The 26,026-nt window shown below is 64.4% G+C and carries 23 protein-coding genes, 1 pseudogene and 1 riboswitch; of the genes and pseudogenes, 8 read left to right on the top strand and 16 right to left on the bottom strand.

What is annotated here, in order from left to right; genetic code table 11:
• Window positions 1–18: 18 nt before the first annotated feature.
• The 15 genes from FJ964_RS27780 to FJ964_RS27710 form a co-directional block, all read right to left on the bottom strand.
• Complete coding sequence (locus tag FJ964_RS27780) at window positions 19–1,524, bottom strand: NADH-quinone oxidoreductase subunit M (RefSeq protein ID WP_140553637.1); 1,506 nt, start codon at window positions 1,522–1,524, stop codon at window positions 19–21.
• Complete coding sequence (nuoL, locus tag FJ964_RS27775; protein WP_140553635.1) at window positions 1,524–3,497, bottom strand: NADH-quinone oxidoreductase subunit L; 1,974 nt, start codon at window positions 3,495–3,497, stop codon at window positions 1,524–1,526. The genes FJ964_RS27780 and nuoL overlap by 1 nt, the downstream gene beginning before the upstream one ends.
• Window positions 3,498–3,507: 10 nt before the next feature.
• Window positions 3,508–3,816 carry an NADH-quinone oxidoreductase subunit NuoK gene (gene nuoK, locus FJ964_RS27770; protein ID WP_019858930.1) on the bottom strand — a complete coding sequence of 103 codons (309 nt, stop codon included), beginning with the start codon at window positions 3,814–3,816 and terminating at the stop codon, window positions 3,508–3,510.
• Between the two features lies 1 nt (window position 3,817).
• Window positions 3,818–4,438, bottom strand: a complete 621-nt coding sequence (locus tag FJ964_RS27765; RefSeq protein WP_140495585.1) for an NADH-quinone oxidoreductase subunit J — start codon at window positions 4,436–4,438, stop codon at window positions 3,818–3,820.
• Between the two features lie 226 nt (window positions 4,439–4,664).
• A complete protein-coding gene (gene nuoI, locus FJ964_RS27760) occupies window positions 4,665–5,156 on the bottom strand; it encodes an NADH-quinone oxidoreductase subunit NuoI (RefSeq protein WP_140553634.1) in 492 nt (163 codons plus the stop codon).
• A complete protein-coding gene (nuoH, locus tag FJ964_RS27755) occupies window positions 5,156–6,199 on the bottom strand; it encodes an NADH-quinone oxidoreductase subunit NuoH (RefSeq protein WP_140553632.1) in 1,044 nt (347 codons plus the stop codon). Before nuoH ends, nuoI begins: the two co-directional genes overlap by 1 nt.
• 2 nt (window positions 6,200–6,201) lie before the next feature.
• Window positions 6,202–8,283, bottom strand: coding sequence for an NADH-quinone oxidoreductase subunit NuoG (nuoG, locus tag FJ964_RS27750; protein WP_140553631.1), 2,082 nt, complete (start codon window positions 8,281–8,283; stop codon window positions 6,202–6,204).
• Between the two features lie 73 nt (window positions 8,284–8,356).
• Window positions 8,357–9,052 carry an NADH-ubiquinone dehydrogenase gene (locus FJ964_RS27745; RefSeq protein ID WP_140553629.1) on the bottom strand — a complete coding sequence of 232 codons (696 nt, stop codon included), beginning with the start codon at window positions 9,050–9,052 and terminating at the stop codon, window positions 8,357–8,359.
• A 76-nt stretch (window positions 9,053–9,128) separates the two neighbouring features.
• Window positions 9,129–10,433: an NADH-quinone oxidoreductase subunit NuoF gene (gene nuoF, locus FJ964_RS27740; protein WP_140521143.1), complete on the bottom strand. Its 1,305-nt coding sequence runs from the start codon at window positions 10,431–10,433 to the stop codon at window positions 9,129–9,131.
• A gap of 10 nt (window positions 10,434–10,443) precedes the next feature.
• Window positions 10,444–11,721, bottom strand: a complete 1,278-nt coding sequence (locus FJ964_RS27735; RefSeq protein WP_140553627.1) for an NADH-quinone oxidoreductase subunit E — start codon at window positions 11,719–11,721, stop codon at window positions 10,444–10,446.
• On the bottom strand, window positions 11,722–12,912 hold the full coding sequence (locus tag FJ964_RS27730) for an NADH-quinone oxidoreductase subunit D (RefSeq protein ID WP_140553626.1): 1,191 nt from the start codon (window positions 12,910–12,912) through the stop codon (window positions 11,722–11,724).
• A gap of 66 nt (window positions 12,913–12,978) precedes the next feature.
• The gene (locus FJ964_RS27725) at window positions 12,979–13,356 is read right to left on the bottom strand and encodes a four helix bundle protein (protein ID WP_140553624.1); all 378 of its coding nucleotides are present in this window, start codon (window positions 13,354–13,356) and stop codon (window positions 12,979–12,981) included.
• Between the two features lie 33 nt (window positions 13,357–13,389).
• A complete protein-coding gene (locus tag FJ964_RS27720; RefSeq protein WP_140495577.1) occupies window positions 13,390–13,992 on the bottom strand; it encodes an NADH-quinone oxidoreductase subunit C in 603 nt (200 codons plus the stop codon).
• A gap of 4 nt (window positions 13,993–13,996) precedes the next feature.
• Window positions 13,997–14,578 carry an NADH-quinone oxidoreductase subunit B gene (locus tag FJ964_RS27715; protein ID WP_140553622.1) on the bottom strand — a complete coding sequence of 194 codons (582 nt, stop codon included), beginning with the start codon at window positions 14,576–14,578 and terminating at the stop codon, window positions 13,997–13,999.
• Entirely contained in the window at window positions 14,569–14,934 is a 366-nt protein-coding gene (locus tag FJ964_RS27710) for an NADH-quinone oxidoreductase subunit A (protein ID WP_140495575.1), read from the bottom strand. The genes FJ964_RS27715 and FJ964_RS27710 overlap by 10 nt, the downstream gene beginning before the upstream one ends.
• A gap of 331 nt (window positions 14,935–15,265) precedes the next feature.
• Between FJ964_RS27710 and FJ964_RS27705 the strand changes: the two genes are divergently transcribed.
• The 8 genes and pseudogenes from FJ964_RS27705 to FJ964_RS27670 all read left to right on the top strand — a co-directional run bounded on the left by FJ964_RS27705 (window position 15,266) and on the right by FJ964_RS27670 (window position 25,297).
• A complete protein-coding gene (locus FJ964_RS27705; RefSeq protein ID WP_140553621.1) occupies window positions 15,266–16,465 on the top strand; it encodes a winged helix-turn-helix domain-containing protein in 1,200 nt (399 codons plus the stop codon).
• A gap of 29 nt (window positions 16,466–16,494) precedes the next feature.
• A riboswitch (cobalamin riboswitch) is annotated at window positions 16,495–16,699 on the top strand.
• A 37-nt stretch (window positions 16,700–16,736) separates the two neighbouring features.
• Window positions 16,737–17,165 (top strand): DUF1636 family protein, encoded by a 429-nt coding sequence (locus FJ964_RS27700; RefSeq protein ID WP_140553619.1) that lies wholly within the window; start codon window positions 16,737–16,739, stop codon window positions 17,163–17,165.
• A 2-nt stretch (window positions 17,166–17,167) separates the two neighbouring features.
• Window positions 17,168–18,223: a cobalamin biosynthesis protein CobW gene (cobW, locus tag FJ964_RS27695; RefSeq protein WP_140553618.1), complete on the top strand. Its 1,056-nt coding sequence runs from the start codon at window positions 17,168–17,170 to the stop codon at window positions 18,221–18,223.
• Between the two features lie 16 nt (window positions 18,224–18,239).
• Window positions 18,240–21,662, top strand: a complete 3,423-nt coding sequence (cobN, locus tag FJ964_RS27690; protein ID WP_140553616.1) for a cobaltochelatase subunit CobN — start codon at window positions 18,240–18,242, stop codon at window positions 21,660–21,662.
• Window positions 21,659–23,213 (top strand): annotated as a pseudogene (gene cobG / locus FJ964_RS27685) (precorrin-3B synthase). The gene cobN and the pseudogene cobG overlap by 4 nt, the downstream one beginning before the upstream one ends.
• Window positions 23,137–23,769, top strand: coding sequence for a precorrin-8X methylmutase (locus tag FJ964_RS27680; RefSeq protein ID WP_140553613.1), 633 nt, complete (start codon window positions 23,137–23,139; stop codon window positions 23,767–23,769). The pseudogene cobG and the gene FJ964_RS27680 overlap by 77 nt, the downstream one beginning before the upstream one ends.
• Window positions 23,766–24,536 carry a precorrin-2 C(20)-methyltransferase gene (locus FJ964_RS27675; RefSeq protein ID WP_140553611.1) on the top strand — a complete coding sequence of 257 codons (771 nt, stop codon included), beginning with the start codon at window positions 23,766–23,768 and terminating at the stop codon, window positions 24,534–24,536. The genes FJ964_RS27680 and FJ964_RS27675 overlap by 4 nt, the downstream gene beginning before the upstream one ends.
• Window positions 24,533–25,297: a precorrin-3B C(17)-methyltransferase gene (locus FJ964_RS27670; RefSeq protein WP_140553609.1), complete on the top strand. Its 765-nt coding sequence runs from the start codon at window positions 24,533–24,535 to the stop codon at window positions 25,295–25,297. Before FJ964_RS27675 ends, FJ964_RS27670 begins: the two co-directional genes overlap by 4 nt.
• Here the strand turns inward: FJ964_RS27670 and FJ964_RS27665 are convergent.
• Entirely contained in the window at window positions 25,261–26,025 is a 765-nt protein-coding gene (locus FJ964_RS27665) for a cobalt-precorrin-6A reductase (RefSeq protein ID WP_140553607.1), read from the bottom strand. The genes FJ964_RS27670 and FJ964_RS27665 overlap by 37 nt on opposite strands.
• Window position 26,026: the final 1 nt, after the last annotated feature.

The raw sequence follows: 26,026 nt of genomic DNA, 5'->3' as shown, positions 1-26,026 counted from the left end.
GGTTCGCAAAACCCCTGGTCAGTTCGCCGCCGCGGTCTGCGCGGCGCCGATGGATGCGGTGACATTGGTGACGAGCGACTTGACCGACTGGGCCGTCGCGTCGAAGACGGGAGCGGGATAGACGCCGAAGAAGATGACCAGCACGACCAGCGGATAGATGATCGCCTTCTCGCGTGTCGACAGGTCGAGCAGGCCCTTGAGGCTGTCTTTGGTCAGCGCGCCGAAGATCACCCGGCGGTAGAGCCAAAGCGCGTAGGCCGCCGACAGGATGACGCCTGTGGCGGCGAAGAACGCCACCCAGGTGTTGACCCGGAACACGCCCAGCATAGTCAGGAACTCGCCGACGAAGCCTGACGTGCCCGGCAGGCCGACATTGGCCATGGTGAAGATCAGGAACACGGTGGCGTATTTCGGCATGTTGTTGACCAGGCCGCCATAGGCGGCGATCTCACGCGTGTGCATGCGGTCATAGATGACGCCCACGCACAGGAACAGCGCGCCCGAGACCAGGCCGTGGCTGAGCATCTGGAAGATCGCGCCCTGCACCCCTTCCTGGTTCATGGCGAAGATGCCCATGGTCACGAAGCCCATATGGGCGACCGACGAATAGGCGATCAGCTTCTTCATGTCCTCCTGCATCAGCGCCACCAGGGAGGTGTAGATGATGGCGACGACCGAAAGCGCGAAGACCAGCGGCGCGAACATCTCGGATGCCAGCGGGAACATCGGCAAGGAGAACCGCAGGAAGCCGTATCCGCCCATCTTCAGCAGAATGGCGGCCAGGATCACCGAACCGGCTGTCGGCGCCTCGACATGCGCATCCGGCAGCCAGGTGTGCACCGGCCACATCGGCATCTTCACGGCGAAGGAGGCGAAGAAGGCGAGCCACAGCCATGTCTGCATGTTGGCGGGGAAATTGTGCGTCAACAGCGTCGGGATATCGGTCGTGCCGGACTGGTAGAACATCGCCATGATGGCGAGCAGCATCAGCACCGAGCCGGCGAGCGTGTAGAGGAAGAACTTGAAGGAGGCATAGACGCGCCGCTTGCCGCCCCAGACGCCGATGATGATGAACATCGGGATCAGGCCGGCTTCGAAAAAGACGTAGAACAGCACGATGTCGAGCGCGCAGAACACGCCGATCATCAGCGTCTCGAGCAGCAGGAAGGCGATCATATAGGCCTTGACGCGCTTCTCGATCGCTTCCCACGACGCCAGGATGCAGAGCGGCATCAGGAATGTCGTCAGGATGACGAACAGCATCGAAATGCCGTCCACGCCCATATGGTAGGAGATGCCGGAATCGAGCCAGGCGACCTTCTCGACGAACTGGAAGCCGGCTTGCGAGTTGTCGAAGCCGGTCCAGATGAACAGCGAGACGATGAAGGTGAACGTCGTCGCCAGCAGCGCGATGGCGCGGATGTTGCGGCGTGCGTTTTCGCTGTCGTCGTTGATGAACAGGATGAGCAGCACACCAACCAGCGGCAGGAAGGTGACCAGTGACAGAATTGGCCAGGCGGTCATCAGAGCATCATCCAGGTGACGAATGCGGCAACGCCGATCAGCATGGCGAAGGCATAGTGATAGAGATAGCCGGTCTGCAGCTTGACGACGCGGTTGGTGACATCGACGACGCGTGCCGAGATGCCGTCAGGCCCGAGACCGTCGATGACGGTGCCGTCGCCGGTCTTCCACAGGAAGGAACCGAGGCGTTTGGCCGGCCGCACGAACAGGAAGTCATAGAGCTCGTCGAAATACCATTTGTTGAGCAGGAAGGCATAGAGCCCGCGATGCTGGGCGGCCAGGTTGACCGGCACCTCCGGCGACCGGATGTAGAACTTCCACGCCAACGCCAGGCCGATCAGCATGGCGATGAACGGCGACAGCTCGACCCATAGCGGCAGTTCGTGGATGTCGTGCAGGATGTGATTGTCCGGCAGCGTGAACAGCGACGCCTTCCAGAATTCGGCATAGCCCTCGCCGATGAAGGCACCGTGGAAGATGATGCCGGCAAACAGCGCGCCCGCAGCCAGGACGAACAGCGGCACCAGCATCACCGGCGGCGATTCATGGACATGGTGCATCACCTCATGGCTCGCGCGCGGCCTGCCGTGGAAGGTCATGAAGATCAGCCGCCAGGAATAGAAGGAGGTGAAGCCGGCGGCGATCACCAAAAGCACGAAGGCGAGACCCGCCACGGAATTATGCCCGGCAAAGGCCGTCTCGATGATGGCGTCCTTGGAGAAGAACCCGGCGGTACCGATGACGGTGACCGGAATGCCGACGCCGGTCAGCGCCAGCGTGCCGATTACCATCATCCAATAAGTGGTCGGGATCAGCGTCCTCAGGCCACCCATCTTGCGCATGTCCTGCTCGTCGGAAACCGCGTGGATGACCGACCCCGAGCCGAGGAACAGCAGCGCCTTGAAGAAGGCATGCGTGAACAGGTGGAAGATCGCCGCGCCATAGGCGCCGACGCCGAGCGCCACGAACATGTAGCCAAGTTGCGAGCAGGTCGAATAGGCGATGACGCGCTTGATGTCGTTCTGGACGAGGCCGACGGTCGCCGCGAAGAAGGCGGTGAAGGCGCCGATGAAGGTCACCACCGTCAGCGCCGAATGCGACAGCTCGAACAGCGGCGACAGCCGCGCCAGCATGAACACGCCGGCCGTCACCATGGTGGCGGCATGGATGAGCGCCGAGACCGGCGTCGGGCCTTCCATGGCATCCGGCAGCCAGGTGTGCAGCGGCACCTGCGCCGACTTGCCCATGGCGCCCATGAACAGCAGCAGGCAGACGATCGTCATCGCCGCCTGCTTGTCCAGCGCATGGCCGAGGAAGGTCAGCACCGGAGCGCCCTGCGGGGCGCCTTCAGCCGGGATGAACGTCGCCGCATTGGCGAAGATGGTGCCGAGATTAACCGAGCCGAACAGCACGAACACGCCGAAGATGCCGAGCGCGAAGCCGAAATCGCCGACGCGGTTGACGACGAAGGCCTTGATGGCCGCGGCGTTGGCCGAGGGCTTCTTGTACCAGAAACCGATCAGCAGGTAGGACGCCAGGCCCACCCCTTCCCAACCGAAGAACATCTGCACGAGGTTGTCGGCAGTCACCAGCATCAGCATGGCAAAGGTGAACAGCGACAGATAGGCGAAGAAACGCGGCCGGTTCGGATCGTGGTGCATGTAGCCGATCGAGTAGATATGGACCAGCGCCGACACGGTGTTGACCACCACCAGCATGACCACCGTCAGCGTATCGATCCTGAGCGCCCAGGACGCCTCCAGGCCGCCGGACTGGATCCAGCGCAGCACCGGCACGGTGAACACCTCGCCATGCCCGAAACCGACGGTGAAGAAAGCAACCCACGACAGCGCGGCCGCGATCACCAGGAAGCCGGAGGTGATGTATTCGGACGCCTTGGCGCCGAGCGACGTGCCGAACAGGCCGACGATCAGGAAGCCGAGCAGCGGAAGGAAGACGATGGCCTGGTACATGGTGGTTCCGTCAACCCTTCATCATGTTCACGTCTTCGACCGCGATCGAGCCGCGGTTGCGGAAGAAGACGACGAGAATGGCAAGTCCGATGGCGGCCTCCGCCGCCGCGACCGTCAGCACGAACAGCGCGAACACCTGGCCGACCAGGTCGCCGAGAGCCGCCGAAAAGGCGACGAAATTGATGTTGACCGCAAGCAGGATCAACTCGACCGACATCAGGATGACGATGACGTTCTTGCGGTTCAGGAAGATGCCGAACACGCCGAGCGTGAACAGGATCGCCGATACGGTCAGATAATGTGCGATGCCGACGACCATCTCAGACTCCTTCGCCCGACTTGACCTTGCGGATTTCCATGCCCGTCGCCGCAGTGCGGGCGACCTGGGCCGCGATCGACTGCCGCTTGACCCCTTCCTTGTGACGCAGCGTCAAAACGATGGCGCCGATCATGGCCACCAGCAGCACGAGGCCCGAGATCTGGAAGTAGTAGAGGTAGTCCGTATAGAGGATGTCGCCGAGCGCTGCCGTATTCGAGCGCGCCGCGAGATCGGGAATCGGCTTCGATACCGTCGAGGCGAGCTGCGGCGCGAATGTATAGCCGCCGAGCACCACGATCAGTTCCGCCGCCAGGATCAGTCCGACCAGCGCGCCGATCGGCGCATATTGCAGGGCGCCTTCCTTCATCTCGGCGAAATCGACGTCGAGCATCATGACGACGAACAGGAACAGCACCATGACAGCGCCGACATAGACGACGAGCAGGATCATCGCCAGGAACTCGGCGCCTGTCAGCATGAACAGGCCAGCGGCGTTGAAGAAGGTCAGGATCAGGAACAGCACCGAATGCACGGGGTTGCGCGACGAAATCACCATGAACGCCGACGCCACGGCGACAAAGGCGAAGAGGTAGAAAAAGGCCGCCTCTAGTCCACTCAGCATTGGGGTTCCCCCGGGTTCCTGTCCAAACAGGACGTTCGTCCTGTTTGTTGTCTGTGGCTTCGTTCCGCCTCCGGTGCGAAGCCGCGTTGTCCTAGCCCATGTTCCAACCGGGTTGAAAGACCCGGCGCAAAGAAACATGGGCAACTCTGAAGTCCTGAGGGATGACTTTGCCTGAAATGCTTCGGGTCATCCCCGGACAAGGGCCCTCGCCCCTGTCCATGCGATATCAGCGGTACGGTGCGTCCAGCGAGATGTTGCGCGCCAGTTCGCGCTCCCACCGGTCGCCATTCGCCAGCAGCCTGTCCTTGTCGTAGTAGAGTTCCTCGCGCGTTTCGGTCGCGAATTCGAAATTCGGCCCCTCGACGATGGCGTCGACCGGGCAGGCTTCCTGGCAAAAACCGCAATAGATGCATTTCACCATGTCGATGTCGTAGCGCACCGTGCGGCGCGTGCCGTCATTGCGGCGCGGGCCGGCCTCGATGGTGATGGCCTGCGCCGGGCAGATCGCCTCGCACAATTTGCAGGCGATGCAGCGTTCCTCGCCATTGGGATAACGGCGCAGTGCATGCTCGCCGCGGAAGCGCGGGCTCACCGGTCCTTTCTCGTGCGGATAGTTGATCGTCTCCTTCGGCGCGAAGAACTGGCGCATCGACAAGAAGAAGGCGCCGACGAAATCCTTCAGCAGCAGCGATTTGGCGGCCTGGGACAGAGCGGACATCACGCAAACCCCGTGATCTTGAGGAAGGCGGCGGTCAGCACCACCATGAACAGCGAGATCGGCAGGAACACCTTCCAGCCAAGCCGCATCAGTTGGTCGTAGCGGTAACGCGGCACGAATGCCTTCACCATGGAGAACATGAAGAACATCAGGCAGATCTTGAGCACGAACCAGATCACCCCCGGCACCCAGGTGAAGGGCGCGAAGTCGAACGGCGGCAGCCAGCCTCCGAGGAACAGGATGGTGGCCAGCGCGCACATCAGCACGACGGCGACATATTCGCCGAGGAAGAACAGCAGGAACGGCGTCGACGAATATTCGACCATGTGGCCGGCGACGAGTTCCGATTCGGCTTCGACGAGGTCGAAAGGCGGGCGATTCGTCTCGGCCAAGGCCGAGATGAAGAAGATGACGAACATCGGCAACAGCGACAACCAGTGCCAGTCGAGGAAGGTGTTGGGCAGGCCGAGCTTGGTGCCGAGCCCATCCTGCTGCGACAGCACGATGTCGGACAGGTTGAGCGAGCCGACGCAAAGCAGCACGGTGACGATGACGAAGCCGATCGAGACCTCGTAGGATACCATCTGCGCGGCCGAACGCAGCGCCCCGAGGAACGGATATTTCGAATTGGACGCCCAGCCGCCCATGATCACGCCATAGACCTCGAGCGAGGAGATGGCGAAGACATAGAGGATACCGACATTGACGTTGGCGACGGCCCAGCCCTGGCTGACCGGAATGACCGCCCAGGCCGAGATCGCCAGAACCGCCGATACCAGGGGCGCCAAAAGGAACACGCCCTTGTTGGCGCCGGACGGGATCACCGGCTCCTTGAAGACGAACTTCAACAGATCGGCAAAGGCCTGCAGCGTGCCCCAGGGGCCGACGACGTTCGGACCGCGGCGAAGTTGCACCGCCGCCCAGATCTTGCGGTCGGCATAGAGCAGATAGGCGACGGCGATCAGAAGCACGACGATCAGCACGACCGACTTCAACACGATGATCAGCGCCGGCAGCACGTAAAAGGAGAAGAAGGTGTCCATGCTTATTCCGCCGCCTGCTTGAAGCCGCTCTTGGCCAGCGCAGAGCATTCCGCCATCACGGCAGAGGCCCGCGCGATCGGGTTGGTCAGGTAGAAGTCCTGGACCGGCGACGTGAACGTGCCCTTGTTTAGCCGTCCGCCGAGCTTCGCCACATTGGCGATATCCTCGGCATTGCCCGTAGCAACCTGGTCGATGCGGGCAAGATGCGGGTATTCGCCGTAGAGTTTAGCGCGTAGCTGCGGCAGCGAATCGAACGGCAACTTCTTGCCCAGTACATCCGACAATGCCCTGACGATGGCCCAATCCTCGCGCGCGTCGCCTGGCGCGAAGCCGGCGCGGTTGGTCTGCTGCACGCGCCCTTCCGTGTTGACGTAAGTGCCCGATTTCTCGGTATAGGCGGCGCCCGGCAGGATGACGTTGGCGCGGTGCGCGCCGGCGTCGCCATGGGTGCCGACATAGACGACGAAAGCGCCGCCGGTCTTTGCCATGTCGATCTCGTCGGCGCCGAGCAGGAACAGCACGTCCGTCTCGCCCAGCATGCCGGCGACGTTCCTGCCGCCCTCGCGCGGCACGAAGCCAAGGTCGAGGCCGCCGACGCGTCCAGCCGCATTGTGCAGCACGGCAAAGCCGTTCCAGTCCGCGCGCGCGGCGTTCACGGCCATGGCGAGCTTCGCTGCCTGGCCGAGCACGGCCGCGCCATCAGGGCGCGCCAGCGCGCCCTGGCCGACGATGATGAGCGGATGCGCGGCTTTCTTCAGCACCTGGAAGAACTTGCCATTGCCGTCGGCCAGATCCTTGAGCGATTCCGGTCCTGCACCCAGCAGTTCATAGTCATAGCGTGTATCCCCGACATCGCCGATGACGCCGACCGGCAGATTGCTGACCCGCCAGCGTTTGCGGATGCGGGCGTTGAGCACCGAGGCTTCGAAGCGTGGATTGGCGCCGATGATCAGCACCGCGTCCGCCTGTTCGATGCCTTCGATGGTGGGGTTGAAAATGTAGCTTGCCCGGCCAAGCGACGGGTCGAGCGCGGCGCCGTCCTGGCGGCAATCCATGTTCTTCGAACCGAGTGCGGCCATCAGGAGCTTCAGCGCGTAGATTTCCTCGACCGCGGCAAGATCGCCCGCTATGGCGCCGATCTTCTCGGGCGTAGTCTTCGACACGGCGTCCTTGATTGCCGCGAAGGCCTCGGCCCAGCTCGCCGGGGCCAGCTTGCCGTCCTTGCGCACATAAGGCCGGTCGAGGCGCTGCGTGCGCAGGCCGTCCCAGATGAAACGGGTTTTGTCGGAGATCCATTCCTCGTTCACCGCCTCGTTGACGCGCGGCAGGATGCGCATCACCTCGCGGCCGCGGCTGTCGACGCGGATCGCCGAGCCGACCGCATCCATGACGTCGATGGATTCGGTCTTGGTCAGCTCCCACGGCCGTGCCTGGAAGGCGAAAGGCTTGGAGGTCAGCGCGCCGACGGGGCATAGGTCGATGACGTTGCCCTGCAGCTCCGAGGTCATCGCCTGCTCGAGATAGGTGGTGATCTCGGCATCCTCGCCGCGGCCGATCAGGCCGAGTTCGGAAATGCCGGCAACCTCGGTGGTGAAGCGAACGCAGCGCGTGCAGTGGATGCAGCGGTTCATCACCGTCTTGACCAGCGGGCCGATATACTTGTCTTCGACCGCGCGCTTGTTCTCGTGATAGCGCGAGGAATCGACGCCGAAGGCCATCGCCTGGTCCTGCAGGTCGCATTCGCCGCCCTGGTCGCAGATCGGGCAATCCAGCGGATGGTTGATCAGCAGGAATTCCATCACGCCTTCCCTGGCCTTCTTGACCATCGGGGTGTTGGTGAAGATTTCCGGCGCTTCGCCGTTCGGACCGGGGCGCAGGTCGCGCACGCCCATGGCGCAGGATGCTTGCGGCTTGGGCGGCCCGCCCTTCACCTCAATCAGGCACATGCGGCAATTGCCGGCGATCGACAACCGCTCGTGGAAGCAGAAGCGCGGCACTTCCGCGCCCGCGTCCTCTGCCGCCTGAAGCAGCGTGTAATGGTCGGGTACAGTGATCTCTTTCCCGTCGACCTTGAGCTTTGCCATTCGCCTCAAACCTCTGCGGATTTCCCGCAATCTCATTTTCCGGGCGCGAAAGACGCGGCGCCCGGCATTTCATTCACTTCTTCGCGGCCAGCACAGCCGCTTGGGCAATCCAGTCGTCACGCACGATGCGGCCGTTGAACGACAGGTAGTCGTCGACCCAGGCGATCTCTTCGGGCGACCAGTCTGCGATCTGGCGGAACGTCCAGATGCCGAGCCCGTTGAGCACCGTCTCCAGCTTCGGGCCGATGCCCGATATCTTCTTGAGATCCGAAGGCTTCGCCGGCCTGTCCACAGCCTTGGGCTGCCTGAAATCCTCCGGCAGCAGCACATCCGGAAGCTCGTCTGCTGACCGCCCGGCCTGTGCTGCCGGCACAATGGTGGCGGCCTCCCTGGCGGCAATGTCGGTGACTTCCTGCGCGAAGGACTGCGCCTCGGCGATCAGGGTCTTGGCCGTCGCCCGCGCTCTGGTGGACGAAAGGCTCGCATCCTCGAATTGTTCGACGCGCGCCTCGAAATCCTCGATGAGCGGCTGCATGAGGCGTTGCGACGCCTCGGCTGCGCCCGACAGCGCACCCAACCAGACGCCGAACGCGTGGTTGGCGAGCCCAAGTCCCAGAGCCGACATCGCCGCCGCCCCCGCGACAGGGTGCGCCAGAAGGTTGACGGCGCCGGCCATCTCCTTCGGCATCATCCTGGTCAGGTCCTGGTTCATCTTCTCGATCTGGTCCAAATTGGGCATCAACGGGTGGGGTGTCGAATACGGCGCCATAGAATTCTCCTGGTCGTTTCTTCGTTCGCCCCGCCCCGTTCTTCTCGCTCCGGGCTTTCGCCCATTCAATGCTTCTCTATTCCGCCGCCACCAGCACCGGCTCGGCCCGGTGCGCGTTGCGCGAAAACTCGTCGATGCGCCGCTCCACCTCGCCGCGGAAGTGCCGCATCAGGCCCTGGATCGGCCAAGCGGCCGCGTCGCCCAGCGCGCAGATCGTGTGGCCTTCGACCTGCTTGGTCACGTCGAGCAGCATGTCGATCTCGCGCTTCTGCGCCTCGCCGCGCACCAGCCGCTCCATCACCCGCCACATCCAGCCGGTGCCTTCACGGCACGGCGTGCATTGGCCGCAGCTCTCATGCTTGTAGAAGTAGGACAGCCGCGCGATGGCTTTCACGACATCGGTCGACTTGTCCATGACGATGACGGCCGCCGTGCCGAGGCCGGATTTGAGGTCGCGCAGCGCGTCGAAATCCATCGGCGTATCGATGATCTGCTCGGCCGGCACCAGCGGCACCGAGGCGCCGCCAGGAATGACGGCGAGGAGATTGTCCCAGCCGCCACGGATGCCGCCGCAATGCGTCTCGATCAGCTCGCGGAAGGGGATCGACATCGCCTCTTCGACGGTGCACGGATTGTTGACGTGGCCCGAGACGCAGAACAGCTTGGTGCCGACATTGTTGGGCCGGCCGAAGGACGAGAACCAGGCCGCACCACGGCGCAGGATCGTCGGCGCCACCGCGATCGATTCGACGTTGTTGACCGTGGTCGGGCAGCCATAGAGGCCGACATTGGCCGGAAATGGGGGCTTCAGCCTGGGCTGGCCCTTCTTTCCCTCGAGGCTTTCGAGCAGCGCCGTCTCCTCGCCGCAGATATAAGCCCCGGCGCCATGATGCATATAGACGTCGAAATCGTAGCCTGAAGTGTTGCCTTTGCCGATCAGCTTGGCCTCATAGGCCTCGTCGATGGCACGCTGCAGCGCCTCGCGCTCGCGGATGAACTCGCCGCGCACATAGATGTAGGCCGCGACCGCGCCCATGGCGAAGCCGGCGAGCAAGGCGCCTTCGACCAGCGTGTGCGGATCGTTGCGCAGAATGTCGCGGTCCTTGCAGGTACCGGGCTCGGATTCGTCGGCATTGATGACGAGATAGCTCGGCCGGCCGTCGCTCTGCTTGGGCATGAACGACCATTTCAGGCCGGTCGGGAAACCGGCGCCGCCGCGGCCGCGCAGGCCCGACGCCTTCATCTCGTTGACGATCCACTCGCGCCCCTTGGCGACGATGCCGGGCGTGTTATCCCAGGCGCCTCGCGCCATTGCGCCGGCCAACGACTTGTCGAAGAGGCCGTAAATATTGGTGAAGATGCGGTCTTTGTCCTGAAGCATTGTTCGTCCCTCAGACCGGCTTCTTGCCGAAGACGCGGATATATTCGGCGACACCGCCCTTGGCGAGCGCCTTGGCCTGCTTGACCCAGTCGTCTCGCTCGATGCGGCCGCGGAAGGAGAGATAGCTGTCCACCCACTCCCGTTCGGCCTTCTTCCAAGACGCAACCTGGGCGAAGGAGAAGATGCCGAGCGAATGCAGGATGCCCTCGGTCCTCGGGCCGACGCCGGAGATCAGCTTGAGATCGTCGACCAGCGCCGGCCTGGCGATGCCGGCCGGCCGGTTCTTGTCTTCCAACGAAGGCTTGGCCGTTTTGGCAGGAATCTTGGTTTCCGGCGACTTGAACGCGGAAGCCGGCTCAGCCTTGTTCAGGGGGCCGCTGCGCGGCTTCGAAACTTTCTCAACCTCGGGCGCCGCCTTGTTGGCGTTCGTCGCCGAGTGGCGGGGGGCTGCGACGCTCGCCGCTTTTTCCGTTGCCGACGCGACCTTGGCCGGCGACGGCGTTTTCAGCGCCGGGCTGGTTTCAGCCGCGTCGGTTTTCGGCTTGCTGGCATTGGACGGCGCGACAGGGGTGGCGGCCGGCGTTGGCACCGGCGCCGCGATGATCGCGTCGGGTGCCGCCTTGGCGGCCTTGGCGGCCTCGATGGCGTCCTTGTCACGGGTCGACTTGAGGATCGCCTTCTCGCTTTTCAGCGTCGTGAGGCCGGTGGCCGGCTCCGAGCCGGTGCGGCCGTTCTGCGGCCCCGGCGTCACCGAGGCGCCCTTGCCCGCATCGTAGAGATCTATGATTTCGGCCAACCGTTCCGGCGTCAGGTCTTCAAACGTGTCCTTGAAGATCATGACCATCGGCGCGTTGACGCAGGCGCCGAGGCATTCGACCTCTTCCCACGACAGCGTCCCCTTGTCGTTGGTGTGGAACTGGTCATGGTGGATCTTGGAGCGGCACACGTCCATCAGCGCTTCCGAGCCGCGCAGCATGCAGGGCGTGGTGCCGCAAACCTGGATGTGCGCCCGCGTACCGACAGGATTCAGCTGGTACTGCGTGTAGAAGGTCGCGACCTCGAGCCCGCGGATGCGCGGCATGCCGAGCATGTCCGAAATTGTCTCGATCGCCGCCTTGGTGACCCAGCCTTCCTGCTCCTGCGCCAGCATCAGCAGTGGAATGATCGCAGACTGTTCCCGGCCCTTCGGGTACTTCTTGATCCATTGCTTGGCCGCGGCCGCGTTCGCCCGGTTGAAGGCGAAGGATGCTGGTTGGACGCTGGCTTCTGCGAGACGACGGACTGACATTTAGCGATCGACCTCACCAAACACGATGTCGAGGGAGCCGAGGACGGCGGTGACGTCGGCCAGCATGTGACCGCGGCATAGAAAATCCATGGCCTGGAGATGCGCGAAACCGGGCGCGCGCAGCTTGCAGCGATAAGGCTTGTTGGTGCCGTCGGAGACCAGATAGACGCCGAACTCGCCCTTGGGCGCCTCGACCGCCGCATAGACCTCACCGGCCGGCACGCGGTAGCCCTCGGTGTAGAGCTTGAAATGATGGATCAGCGCTTCCATCGAGCGCTTCATCGCCTGGCGCTTCGGCGGCACGACCTTGCCGTCGAGGTTCGATACCGGCCCGGTGCTTTCCTTGCCGAGCAAGAGATCGATGCACTGGCGCATGATCTTCGCCGACTGGCGCATCTCTTCCATGCGCACGAGGTAGCGGTCGAAACAGTCGCCGTTCTTGCCGATCGGAATATCGAAATCGAGCTCCGAATAGCATTCATAGGGCTGCGATCTGCGCAGGTCCCAGGCAGCGCCCGAGCCGCGCACCATGACGCCGGAAAAGCCCCAGGCCCAGGCGTCGGCCAGCGAAACCGTGCCGATATCGACATTGCGCTGCTTGAAGATGCGATTGCCGGTCAGCAGCTGATCGAGGTCGTCGATCGACTTCAGGAACGGGTCGATCCACTTGCCGATGTCCTCGAGCAACTTCTGCGGCAGGTCCTGATGAACGCCGCCCGGACGGAAATAGGCGGCATGCATGCGCGAACCCGAGGCGCGCTCGTAGAACACCATCAGCTTTTCGCGCTCGACGAAGCCCCACAGAGGCGGCGTCAGCGCGCCGACGTCGAGCGCCTGCGTCGTCACGTTGAGGATGTGCGACATGATGCGGCCGATCTCGCAGTAGAGCACGCGGATCAACTGGCCGCGCTTCGGCACCTCGATGCCGAGCAGGCGCTCGGCGGCCAGTGCGAAGGCATGCTCCTGGTTCATCGGCGCGCAATAATCGAGCCGGTCGAGATAAGGCACTGCCTGCAGATAGGTTTTGTGCTCGATCAGCTTTTCGGTGCCGCGATGCAAGAGCCCGATATGCGGATCGACGCGATCGACGACCTCGCCGTCCAACTCCAGAACCAACCTCAAAACACCATGCGCAGCAGGATGTTGAGGTCCGAAGTTGATGTTAAAATTGCGGACGGAGGTTTCAGCCATTCTGGCGCCTCTGGCGAAGAGTCAGTAGTGAGTAGTGAGTAGTGATCATCAATCTCAATGCCTGCTTCATTCCGCCTGCTTGGCCTGCACTGTTCGGATAAGAGATCTCGTCATTTTTCCAATCTCTTCGCATCGCAGCAGCAGTTCAATCTCATTGTCTTTTCGCAGCAAGCCGACCCGGCAAGCCAACAGTATGTGTGTTTCCAGTTCCTTCAACGAGCCTTGCGCCATGCGCAAAAATTGAACGAACGACCCTCTGTTTTCCCGACCGTATCCCTCTGCGACATTTGCTGCGATCGAAACCGCCGATCTGCGCATCTGAGAGGTCATGCCGTAGATCTCTTCCTTCGGAAATTCCTTGGTGTGCCGGTAACAGTCTTCAGCAAGCTTCATCGCCGATTGCCACACTTTCAAGTCCCGATAGGATTCGATCCGTTGCTCCAATTCTTCTCCTACTGACTACTGACTACTTCCTAGTCACTGTTTCGCCTTCTCATCCCCTGGCAGCACGTAATCGGTGCCTTCCCATGGGGACAGAAAATCGAAATTGCGGAATTCCTGCTTCAGTTCCACCGGCTCGTAGATGACGCGTTTGGCTTCGTCGTCGTAGCGCACCTCGACGAAGCCGGTCAGCGGGAAATCCTTGCGCAGCGGGTGACCGTCGAAACCGTAATCGGTGAGGATGCGCCGCAGATCGGGGTGGCCCGAAAACAGCACTCCATAGAGATCGTAGGTCTCGCGCTCGAACCAGTCGGCGCCGGGATAGACGCCGGTGATCGACGGCACCATCGTCTCCTCGTCGGCCTGCACCTTGATGCGGATACGCACGTTCTGCTTCGGCGACAAAAGGTGATAGACGACGTCGAAACGCTTGGCCCGCGACGGATAGTCGGCGCCGCAGACATCGATGACCGAGATGAACTGGCAGCGCGGATCGTCACGCAGGAAAGTCACCACTTCGATCAGATCGCGCGGTTCGACATGGATGGTGAGTTCGCCATAGGCGAACACCGCTTCATTGACGCGGCCAATCAGTTTTTCGCCGAGATAGGTCGACAGTTCGCTCAGGGATGCGGCCATGGATTTACCGTTCGATCGTGCCGGTGCGGCGGATCTTCTTCTGGAGCAGAAGAATGCCATAGAGCAGCGCTTCGGCGCTCGGCGGGCAGCCGGGCACATAGATGTCGACCGGCACGATGCGGTCGCAGCCGCGCACCACCGAATAGGAATAGTGGTAATAGCCGCCGCCATTGGCGCAGGAGCCCATCGAGATGACGTAGCGCGGCTCCGGCATCTGGTCGTAGACCTTGCGCAGCGCCGGAGCCATCTTGTTGGTCAGCGTGCCGGCAACGATCATGATGTCGGACTGGCGCGGAGACGCGCGAGGAGCAACACCGAACCGCTCCGAATCGTAGCGCGGCATCGAGGTGTGGATCATCTCGACGGCGCAGCAGGCGAGGCCGAAGGTCATGAACATCAGCGAGCCGCTGCGCGCCCAGGTGATCAGCGCTTCGGTCGAGGTGACGAGAAAGCCCTTGTCGGCGAGTTCGTCGTTGATCTCGAGGAAGAACGGATCATCGGACCCAACCGGCCTGCCGGTATTGGGATCGATCAGACCCTTGGGCTTCGGCGCGACGAGCGTGCCGGAACTGTCGCTCAATCCCATTCGAGCGCTCCTTTTTTCCATTCATAGGCAAAGCCGATGGTCAGCACCGCCAAAAACACCATCATCGACCAGAAACCGAGCATGCCGATTTTCGAGAAAGACACCGCCCACGGAAACAGGAAGGCCACTTCCAGGTCGAAGATGATGAACAGGATCGACACCAGGTAGAAGCGGATGTCGAACTTCATGCGGGCGTCATCGAACGAGTTGAACCCGCATTCGTAGGCGGAAAGCTTTTCCGGGTCGGGATTGCGATAGGCCACCAGGAACGGCGCCACGATAAGCGCAACGCCGACAGCCGCCGCCACTGCAATAAACAGGACGATGGGCAGGTACGAACTGAGAAGTGCGTTCATGCTGCGGCTTTCCGTTGGCGCCAATCCATTTTGATTACAGCACCAGACCCTATTGCGGAAGCGTGACAGTTTAACCGCTGAACCGTTTTAAGGGGCCTTTGCTGCAACGCGGCGAGGGTTAGCGCAGGGCTTCCGGCGAAGCAAGTCAAACCTTGTTCAAAACACCGGCCTGGACGGCATAAGGGAAGAAACTGGTCCGATCCGCTCCTGTTTGATTTCCTTCTCTTTTCACTCCACTTTTCTCTCCTGACAGAGTTGCCGCCAAAACCCTGCTAGCATCGCTGGAATCACTGTCCGAACGACGTTCAACAAGCCTCAGAGTCGCATCCGAATGAAGGAAAAGATCTCGCTCGCCATGGCCCGGCGCATCGCGCTCGCCGCCCAAGGGTTCACTGATCCCCGCCCCGCCGGCACGCCCGACCGACGCCACTTCGCCCGTGTGCTCTCGCGTACCGGCCTGCTGCAGATCGATTCCGTCAGCGCTGTGGTGCGCGCTCATTATATGCCGCTCTATTCGCGCCTTGGCCCCTACCCGTTCACCTTGCTCGACAACGCCGCCGTCACGCGCAAGCGCACGGTGTTCGAGTACTGGGCCCACGAGGCCTCGTTCCTGCCGGTCGAGACCTATCCGTTGATGCGTTGGCGCATGCAGCGCGCCGAGCGCGGCGATGAAATGTACCTGGGACTGGCCAAATGGGGGCGCGAGCACGCCGCCTATATAGAAGAGATCTACCGCGAGGTCGCGGAGCGCGGTCCGATAGCTGCGTCCGCGCTCGAAGGCCAGAAAGGATCCGGCGGCTGGTGGGGCTGGAGCCACGCCAAGCATGCCTTCGAATGGCTGTTCTGGGCAGGACGCATCACCACCGCACACCGCCGTGGCTTCGAACGCTTCTATGATCTGCCCGAGCGCGTGCTGCCGCAGGCAATCCTCGATCTGCCGGTGCCATCAGCGGAGGACGCGCATCGGGAATTGCTGCGGATCTCCGCCCGCGCCCATGGCGTCGCGACAGCAAGCGACCTGCGCGACTATTTCCGCCTGTCGCCGGCCGACATGAAGGGCCGGCTGGAGGAACTGGTTGAAACAGGCGAGTTGGTGCCGGTGCGTGTCGAGGGTTGGAACAAACCGGCTTACCTCCACAAGGAGGCCCGCATTCCCCGCAGGATCGAGGCCCGGGCCCTGCTGGCGCCGTTCGATCCGGTCGTCTTCGAGCGCTCGCGCACGGAGCGGCTGTTCGATTTCCACTACCGCATAGAAATCTACACCCCTGCCGAAAAGCGGCAATACGGCTATTACGTCCTGCCCTTCCTGCTCGGCGACAGGATCGTCGCGCGCGTCGACCTCAAGGCCGACCGGCCGGCCGGCGTGCTACGCGTCCACGCGGCCTATGCCGAGCCCAGCGCGCCGCCTGAAACCGCCGCGCAACTCTTCCAGGAATTGGCGCAGATGCAGGGCTGGCTCGGCCTCGAACGGATTGAGGTTACGCCCGCCGGCGACCTTGGGCAGCCGCTCGCCGACATTGCCGTGTCGTAGACGCGCGTTGACACCGCCGCCTGCAAGAGCCTAAATCCCATCCAGACGGTCTCCTCTCGGCAAAGGGAGGAGCCAAGAGGGAATGCGGTGCGAAATCTCGATTTCAAATCCGCGGCTGTCCCCGCAACTGTAAGCGACGAGCCAAGGCCGAAAACCACTGGGACGGTCCCGGGAAGGCGGCACGAAGGCGATGACCCGCGAGCCAGGAGACCTGCCGTCTGAGACATAAGAATCCGATCGCCCGGCGGGTTTTCCGGGCAAGGAGCCCGATTTGGAACGCGACAGCAGTTTCCCGGCTGAAACAGCGGACATTTTGTCTGGCGAAAGCGACGCCCTGGCCGGCGTCACTGTTATCGTCTGCGCTTCCTGCCGCGACGAGACCGGTTCCGACGCCCATCCCCGCGCCGGCGAAGCTTTGGCTCAAGACACGCGCCAAGCCGCCTCGGCCGAAAACATCCGCGTCCGCACCGTCGAATGCCTCGGCAACTGCAAGCGCCGCCTCAGTGCGGCGATCCTTCGCGACGGCTGCTGGAGTTATGTCTTCGGCGACCTGAACATCGCCAGCGGCGCCGACCTCGTCACCGGCGCGAAACTCTTCGCCACTTCGACCGACGGCCTTATCCCCTGGCGTGGCCGGCCCGATTCCCTCAAGCGCGGCCTCGTGGCCCGCATTCCACCCCTTGACCTGTTGAAGGACTGACCATGACCGCCGCAGTTTCCGCCGCCACTCTCTCCCGCGTCCCCTGTACCGTCGTCACCGGCTTCCTGGGTGCCGGCAAAACCACGCTGGTCCGCCACCTCCTGGAAAACGCGGGCGGCGGCAAGCGTATCGCCATCATCGTCAACGAATTCGGCGACATCGGCATCGACGGCGAGATCCTCAAGGGCTGCGGCATCGACACCTGCCCGGAGGAAAACATCGTCGAACTGGCCAATGGCTGCATCTGCTGCACCGTCGCCGACGATTTCGTCCCGGCGCTCGACCAGATCCTGTCGCTGACGCCGAAGGTCGACCACATCCTGATCGAAACCTCAGGCCTGGCTTTGCCGAAGCCGCTGGTCCAGGCCTTCCAGTGGCCGACGGTGAAGAGCCGCGTGACGGTCGACGGTGTGATCGCCGTGGTCGACGGTCCGGCATTGGCGGAGGGGCGCGTCGCCAACGACATGGACGCCCTGCGGGCGCAGCGCGCCGAGGATGAGAGCCTCGATCATGACGACCCGGTCGAGGAGGTGTTCGAGGATCAGATCGCCTGCGCCGACCTCATCATCCTGTCGAAGAGCGACCTGATGGATGCCGCAGGTTCGGCTCGCGCCAACGCCATCATTGGCGAACACTCCGCTCGCGCCGTGAAGGTCGTGCCGACGGCTCATGGCAAGGTCGACCCGTCCGTGCTGCTCGGGCTGGGCCTCGCCGTCGAGGACGACATCGAGAACCGCAAGTCCCATCATGACGGCGCCTTCGACCACGAGCATGACGACTTCGACACGTTCATCGTCGACATCCCCTCGATCGCCAACCCGGACGACCTGGCAAAGCGCGTCGCGACCGCCGCCGAACAGGAAAACGTGCTGAGGGTGAAAGGCTTCGTCGAGGTCGGCGGCAAGCCGATGCGGCTTTTGCTGCAGGCCGTCGGTCCGCGCGTCAATCATTACTACGACCGCGCCTGGACGGCTGACGACGACCGCCGCTCGCGCCTGGTCGTCATCGGTCTCAAGGGGCTGAACCGCCCGGCGATCGAGCATATCCTCGCCGGCTGACGCAACACCGATCGCGATGCACATCCTCGCCACCACATCCGCCTCGCTCGACGATCTCGCCGAGCCGGTCGATCTGCGGCAGACGCCGGCGGACATGGTGGCGCTGTCCTTCACCGACAGCGACCTTGCCGGACTGGCGGCGGCCTGGAAAGGCGACGCCGATCGGCTGCCCACGATGCGGCTGGCCGCGCTACGCGACCTGCGACACCCCATGTCCGTCGACCTCTGGATCGACAGCGTCGCCCGTCACGCCAAAGTCATCCTGGTGCGTATTCTCGGCGGTTACGAGTGGTGGCGCTACGGCTGCGACCAGTTGGCCGTGGTTGCCCGCGAGCGCGGCATAAAGCTGGCGCTGCTGCCCGGCGAGAGCCATGACGAGGATATCAGGCTGATCGAAGCCTCGACGCTGCCGCGCGAGGAACTGGACGGGCTGCTCAATTATTTCCGCGAGGGCGGCCCGGCCAATATGAGCGCGCTGGTGCGCAGGCTGGCGCGGTTGGCGGGATCGGATGCGGCGGTGGCCGAGCCCGTCAACGTGCCGAAGGCGGGTTACTACGAGCCGGGTCGCGGCGTCGTCCCCCTCCCGCTCGAGGGAGGGGTTCGGGCGCCACCCGGCCCTGCGGATCACCCTCCCCTCGAGGGGGAGGGAAAGGTCGTGCCCGTCCTCTTCTACCGCTCAATGCTGCTCGCCGCCGATGTCGCGCCCATCGACGCACTTTTCGAAGCCTTGCGGCAGGGCGGCATGCTCCCGGTGCCGATCTTCGTCTCCAGCCTGAAGGACCCGGAATCCCTGGCGTTTGTCGAGACCGCGATTGCCCAGCTCAAGCCCGCCGCCATCGTCACGGCGACCGCCTTCGCTTCCGGCGCCGAACCCGGCGTCGAAACCCTGTTCGACCGCGCCGGCGTGCCGGTCTTCCAGGTGATCGTCGCCACCACCCGCCGCGACGTCTGGGAAACGAACCAGCGCGGGCTGGCGCCAGCCGACCTTGCCATGCATGTCGTGCTGCCCGAACTCGACGGCCGCATCCTCGCCGGCGCCATTTCGTTCAAGGGCGAAAGCGAGACCGACCTGGCGCTCGGCCACCGCGCCTTTGCCAACCGGCCGGAGGCCGATCGCGTCGAACAGGTGGCGGACCGGGTCGCGGCCTTCATCAGGCTTCGGGAAACGCCGCGCGCCGAGCGCAAATTGGCGATCCTGATTCCGGATTATCCAAGCGCTCCCGGTCGCACCGGCTATGCCGTCGGACTGGATGTGCCGTCCAGCGTGCTGGCGATGCTGCACGACCTCAAGGGACAGGGCTATGCGGTTGAAGGGATTCCGCAATCGCCGCGTGCGTTGCTGGATGCGCTGGAGCGCAGCAAGGCCGGGCTAGGCCTGGACGACTATCTCGACTTGTCGAAACACCTACCGGCTGCGGTACTTGCCGCAGTTGAAGCGGCGTGGGGCAAGCCGAAAGGCGAGACAGGTTTGCGCGAGGCGCCCCCCTCGCGCCAACCTTCGCTATCAAGCAAAAAGCGCTTCCCCTTCCGCACCGCAACCTTCGGCAACATCACCGTGGCCCTCGCCCCGGATCGCGGCCGCTCGGCCGACCGCCGCGCCGACTATCACGACCCGACGCTGCCGCCGCGCCATGCGTTGCTCGCCTTCGGCCTGTGGTTGCGCAAATCGCTCGGCGTCCATGCGCTCATCCATGTTGGCGCGCATGGCACGCTGGAATGGCTGCCGGGCAAGACGGTTGCGCTTTCGCAAAGCTGCTTCCCCGAGATCGTCACCGGTCCCCTGCCCGTCATCTATCCCTTTATCGTCTCCAACCCCGGCGAGGCGGCGCAGGCGAAGCGGCGGATCGCCGCCGTCACGCTCGGCCATCTGCCGCCGCCGCTGACCGGTGCCGGATTGGACGAGAACCAGCACAGGCTCGAACGGCTGGTCGATGAATACGCCCAGGCCGACGGGCTCGACCGCCGCCGCCGCGACCGTCTGGCCAGGCTGATCGTCGAAACCGCGCAGACGACGGGCCTCGCCGCGGAGGCCGGCGTTGCCCGCACCGACGCGCCGGACGAGGCCCTGCGCCGCATCGATGCCTGGCTCTGCGACCTCAAGGATTTCGCCATCAAGGACGGACTGCATGTCTACGGCCGCTCGCCCGAGGACGAGACCGACCTTATACGCCGGCAAAGCGCCGAGACTGAAAAGGCCGCCCTTCTCGACGCGCTCGACGGCCGTCATGTCACGGCGGGCCCGGCCGGCGCGCCCGCGCGCGGCCGCTCCGACGTTCTGCCCACCGGCCGCAACCTGTTCACGTCGGACCCGCGCGCCATGCCGACGCCGACCGCTTATGAGATCGGCAAGGCCGCCGCCGAGGAAGTGGTGCGCGCCTATATGCAATCGCATGGCGACTGGCCGCGCTCGCTGGTGACGGACCTCTGGGGATCGGCGTCTTTGCGCACCGGCGGCGAGGAGATCGCTCAGGGGCTTTCGCTGATGGGCTGCCGGCCGCAATGGGACACTGCCACCGGCCGCGTCACCGGCATCGAGGTGTTGCCGCCGGCCAGCCTCGGCCGTCCCCGCGTCGACGTCACCTGGCGCATATCGGGCCTGTTCCGCGACATGTTCCCGACCCAGATCGCGCTGATCGATGCCGCTGCCAACGCCGTTGCCGCCCGCGACGAAGAGGATTGGGAAAATCCGCTCGCCGCAAGGACCCGCGCCGAGGGCAAGATCAGTCCGCGCATCTTCGGCACCTCGCCCGGCACCTATGGCGCCGGCGTCGAGGAAATCCTGTCGAGCGGCGACTGGGTGGCGCGCGAGGAAATCGGCCGCGCCTATCTCGATGCCACATCGCATGCCTATGGCGGCGCTGGCGGTGAAGGGATCGCCGCGCCCGGCGCTTTCGAGAATCGCATCGCCGAAGCCGATCTTCTCGTCCACACCGGCGACGACCCCGGCCGCGACATTCTCGAAGGCTCCGCCGATGTCGCCTTTATCGGCGGCTTTTCGGCCGCTCTTGCGGCGCTTGGCAGGAATGCCGACGTCATAGTGCTCGACACCACGGATCCGCGGAGGCCGAAGCCGCGTTCGCTCAGCGAGGCCGTGACGCGCGTCGTGCGCGCCCGCGCCGTCAATGCCCGCTTCATAGCGGGCCAGATGCGTCACGGCCCGCGCGGCGCCTCGGAATTCGCCGAAACGGTCGACCGGCTGGTAGGCTTCGCCGAAACCACGCAGGCCATACCGGGTACGCTGCTGGAGGCCGTGCACGATGCCTATCTCGGCGATGCGGACGTCCGCGCCTTCATCCTGCGCGAAAACCCGGCCGCCGCGAAGGTCATCGCCGAACGCCTCCTGTCGGCGCGCCGGCGGGGCCTGTGGCATCCCTTGCGCAATTCGATCGACGACGACCTCGCGGCACTGATTGCCGAAGCCCAAGGAGTGGCGGCATGAACGCCTACTCGCGCCGTGGCGCCTGCCCGGCCCTTTCGGCGCCGATGCAGACCGGCGACGGCCTGCTGGTACGGCTCAACCCGGTCGCCGGAGGCCCATCTTCTGGCGGATTGTCGCCGAAACTTCTGATCGGGCTGGCAGAATCCGCCCTGCGGCACGGCAACGGCATCATGGAAGTGACAGCGCGCGGCAGCTTGCAAATACGCGGATTGACTGCGGAAAGTGCCACCCTGCTGGCGAAGGAAGTCGATGCGCTGGGCATTGTGGTCCGCACTGGCGTACCAGTGGAGAGCGGACCACTGGCCGGCATTGATCCGCAGGAGATCGTCGATCCTCGCCCTTTGGCGGAGCGGATCCGGGTGGCGACCGACGAAGCCGGGCTGGCGCAACGGCTGGGGCCGAAGGTTTCGGTGGTCGTCGACGGCGGCGGGCAACTGACGATGGATGCGGTGGTGGCAGATGTGCGGCTTGTTGCCGTGAGCGCCGATGCGGGAATCCTGTGGAGTGTGTCGGTTGCCGGCGACGTACGGAATGCAAGGCCGCTCGCAACGACGAATGCAGATGCCGCGCGTGACATAGCCGTCGCTGCGCTCAGGATGGTCGCCGAGAAGGGCCGCGAGGCACACACACGGGATTTATCGGCGCGGCAGTTGGCCTCGCTCGCAAGCTGGCATTCTGTGGCGCCCCCCTCTGTCCTGCCGGACATCTCCCCCTCAAGGGGGGAGATCGGCAGCTTCGACGCTGTCTCCTCCTTAACAACGCTGGAGATTGGCGAAACCATCGGTGACAGCATAATCTCCCCCCTTGAGGGGGAGATGTCCGGCAGGACAGAGGGGGGCGCCTCGCGCAAACCTATCGGCCTTTTCCCCTTAGCAGGCGACACTTTCACCCTCGGCATCGGCCTCCCCTACGGCAGCATGCCGGCGGACAAGATCATCGACCTCACAAAAAACGCCCTCACCCGCGGCACGTCAGAAATCCGCCTCGCCCCGCGCCGCGCCCTGCTCTTCCTCGGCCAGCCACCAGCCGCCAATCCCTCCCTCCAACACACCGCCGCCGCCCTCGGCTTCGTCACCTCTCCCACGGACCCGCGCACGCGCATCGCTGCTTGTCCCGGCGCTCCGGCTTGCGCCTCGGGTCGCATCGCCACGCGCGACATCGCCGAGGCGATCGCCACCGAAAACGCCGATAGTCTCGACTTCACCTTGCATGTTTCGGGCTGCGCCAAGGGTTGCGCGCATCCCGGCCCAGCGGCGCTGACCGTGGTCGGCGGCGAAAATGGAGCCGGACTTGTCGTGAACGCGACGGCAAAGGCCCTTCCTGCCGGCTACAGGCCGGGCTATGACGCCGCGCGCGGCATCGGCCGCGTCGCGGCGGCAATCCGCAGCGCACGCTATCAGGGCGAGACCGCCGCCGCCTGCCTGGCAAGGCTCGGGCCGGCCGGCATCGCAGAGGCTTATCGACAGGAATGACAATGGTCGCCTACGACTACATCCACGACGGCACGGCGATCTACGAACGCTCCTTTGCCATTATCCGCGCCGAGGCTGATCTCGCGCGCTTTTCCGAAGCAGAGGCCGATGTCGCCATCCGCATGATCCATGCCTGCGGCCAAGTGGAAGCCGCCAAGAATTTTGTCTTCTCCAGCGATTTCGTTGCCGCCGCACGGGCCGCGCTTGCCGCCGGCGCGCCGATCTTCTGCGACGCCGAAATGGTCTCGCACGGCGTCACCCGCGCCCGCTTGCCTGCCGGCAACGAGGTGATCTGCACGCTGCGCGATCCGCGCACGCCTGAAATCGCCAGGACGATCGGCAACACCCGTTCTGCCGCCGCGATCGACCTGTGGGGCGAGCGCATGGCCGGTTCGGTCGTCGCCATCGGCAACGCGCCGACCGCACTCTTCTATCTCCTGGAAAAGCTGCGCGACGGTGCGCCGAAACCGGCCGCCATCATCGGCATGCCGGTGGGCTTCGTCGGTGCCGCCGAATCGAAGGACGCACTGGCGCAGAATTCCTACGGCGTACCCTATGCGATCGTGCGCGGCAGGCTTGGCGGCAGCGCCATGACCGCGGCAGCCCTCAATTCCCTGGCGAGGCCCGGACTGTGAACGCGCTCCCCAAAACCGGCTCAAGGGGCCGCCTGGTCGGCGTCGGTACCGGTCCCGGTGACCCCGAACTGTTGACGCTGAAGGCCGCGCGTGCCCTGGCCGAGGCCGATGTGGTGGCGTATTTCGCCAAGCGCGGCAACAACAGCAATGCGCGCGCCATCGTCGAAACGCGCTTCCGGCCCGACATGCTGGAACTGCCGCTGCTCTATCCCGTGACTACGGAGATCGACAAGGATCACGACGACTACCGCGCGCAGATATCGGCCTTCTACGAGGAGTCCGCCGAGACCGTTGCCGGTCATCTGGATGCCGGTAGGATGGTCGCCGTGCTGTCGGAAGGCGATCCGCTCTTCTACGGCTCCTACATGCATCTGCATGTGCGCCTCGCCCATCGTTTTCCGACCGAGGTCATTCCCGGCGTTACCGCCATGTCGGGCTGCTGGTCGGCGACCGGCCTGCCGATCGTCCAGGGCGACGACGTGCTGACCGTGCTGCCGGGCACGATGAGCGAGTTCGAACTGACCCGGCGCCTCGCCGACACCGATGCCGCCGTCATCATGAAGGTCGGCCGCAACCTGCCCAAAATCCGACGGGCGCTGGAGGCCACCGGCAAGCTGACCCGCGCCGTCTATGTCGAGCGCGGCACCATGCCGGGCAGCGTCTCGATGCGGCTCGCCGACAAGCCGGACGACAAGGCGCCCTATTTCGCCATCGTGCTCGTCGCCGGCTGGTCCGGACGCCCGGTCGCGCCGGCGGGTGGCGCATGAGCGGCCGCCTCACCGTCATCGGGCTCGGACCCGGCAACGCCGATCAGGTGACGCCGCAGGCGAGCCATGCCGTCGCCGAGGCAAGCTTCTTCTACGGCTACAAGCCCTATCTCGACCGGCTGGAATTGCGCCCGGACCAGACCCGCATCGCCTCCGACAATCGCGAAGAGCTTGCCCGCTCCAACGAGGCGTTGGCGAAGGCGGCCGAAGGTCACCATGTCGCCGTCGTCTCCGGGGGCGATCCAGGCGTCTTCGCCATGGCGGCGGCCGTCTGCGAGGCAATCGAAGCCGGCCCCTCCGAATGGCGCGCCATCGACCTCGCCGTTGTGCCGGGCGTCACCGCCATGCTCGCTGTCGCTGCCCGCATCGGGGCACCGCTCGGCCATGATTTCTGCGCCATCTCGCTGTCCGACAATCTGAAGCCATGGGACCTGATCGAACTGCGCCTGCTGGCGGCCGCCGGCGCCGGCTTCGTCATCGCGCTCTACAATCCGATCAGCAAGGCGCGCCCCTGGCAGCTTGGCCGCGCCTTCGAATGTCTGAAGGCCATTCTGCCGGGCACCACGCCCGTCATCTTCGGCCGTGCCGCAGGCCGGCCTGACGAGCGCATCGAGGTGTTCCTGCTGGCGGATGCCGATGCCGACAAGGCTGATATGGCGACCTGCGTCATCATTGGGTCTCCGGAAACCCGGATCATCAGGCGCGGCGAGAAGTCTTCGCTGGTTTACACGCCGCGCTCCGCGGCAGGCTCGACAAGATGATCGACCATGTTGGCAAGCTGGTCGACGGTCGCAGCCGAAGGAATCTCCGGCAGCGCAGGCCTGCGCACCATGACCACGTCGAGGCCGAGCCCCCGCGCCGCGGCGATCTTGCCATAGGTCGCCGCGCCGCCGCTGTTCTTGGATACGACGATGCCGATGCCGTGCCGTTCGAGCAACGCGCGCTCCTCCTCCTCGCGAAACGGCCCGCGCGCCAACAGGTAGGTGGCATTGGGCACTGCCAGCTTCGGCTCGACCGGATCGACGCTGCGGATGAGATAGTGGTGCTGGGGCGCGGCCTCGAAAGCCGCGACCTCCTGCCGGCCGAGTGCCAGGAAAACACGGCGCGGCGCCGATCCAAGTGCTTGCACCGCATCCCCTGTCGTGTCGACCTGCGTCCAGCGATCACCCTCGACAGGCTCCCAGCCGGGACGGCGCAGAGCGACGATCGGCACCCCAGCCATGCGCGCGGCTTGCGCCGCATTGGCGGAGATTCGTGCCGCGTAGGGATGCGTGGCGTCGATCAGCAGGTCCGTGCCCGTCTCCCTGAGATATGCGGCCAACCCTTCAGCACCGCCAAACCCTCCACTGCGCACCGGGACCCCCTGCGCCACCGGGCTTTCGGTGCGGCCCGCCAGCGACAGCATCACCGAGTGACCGGTGGCGGCCAGGTTTCCAGCCAGTTGCCGGGCTTCGGTGGTTCCGCCGAGGATCAGAATGCGGTGGGTCATC

This window comes from Mesorhizobium sp. B2-3-2 (genome assembly GCF_006442295.1).
Classification (GTDB): domain Bacteria; phylum Pseudomonadota; class Alphaproteobacteria; order Rhizobiales; family Rhizobiaceae; genus Mesorhizobium.
The sequence above is the reverse complement of the archived record's forward strand: the minus strand, read 5'-3'. Positions and strand labels throughout refer to the sequence as shown.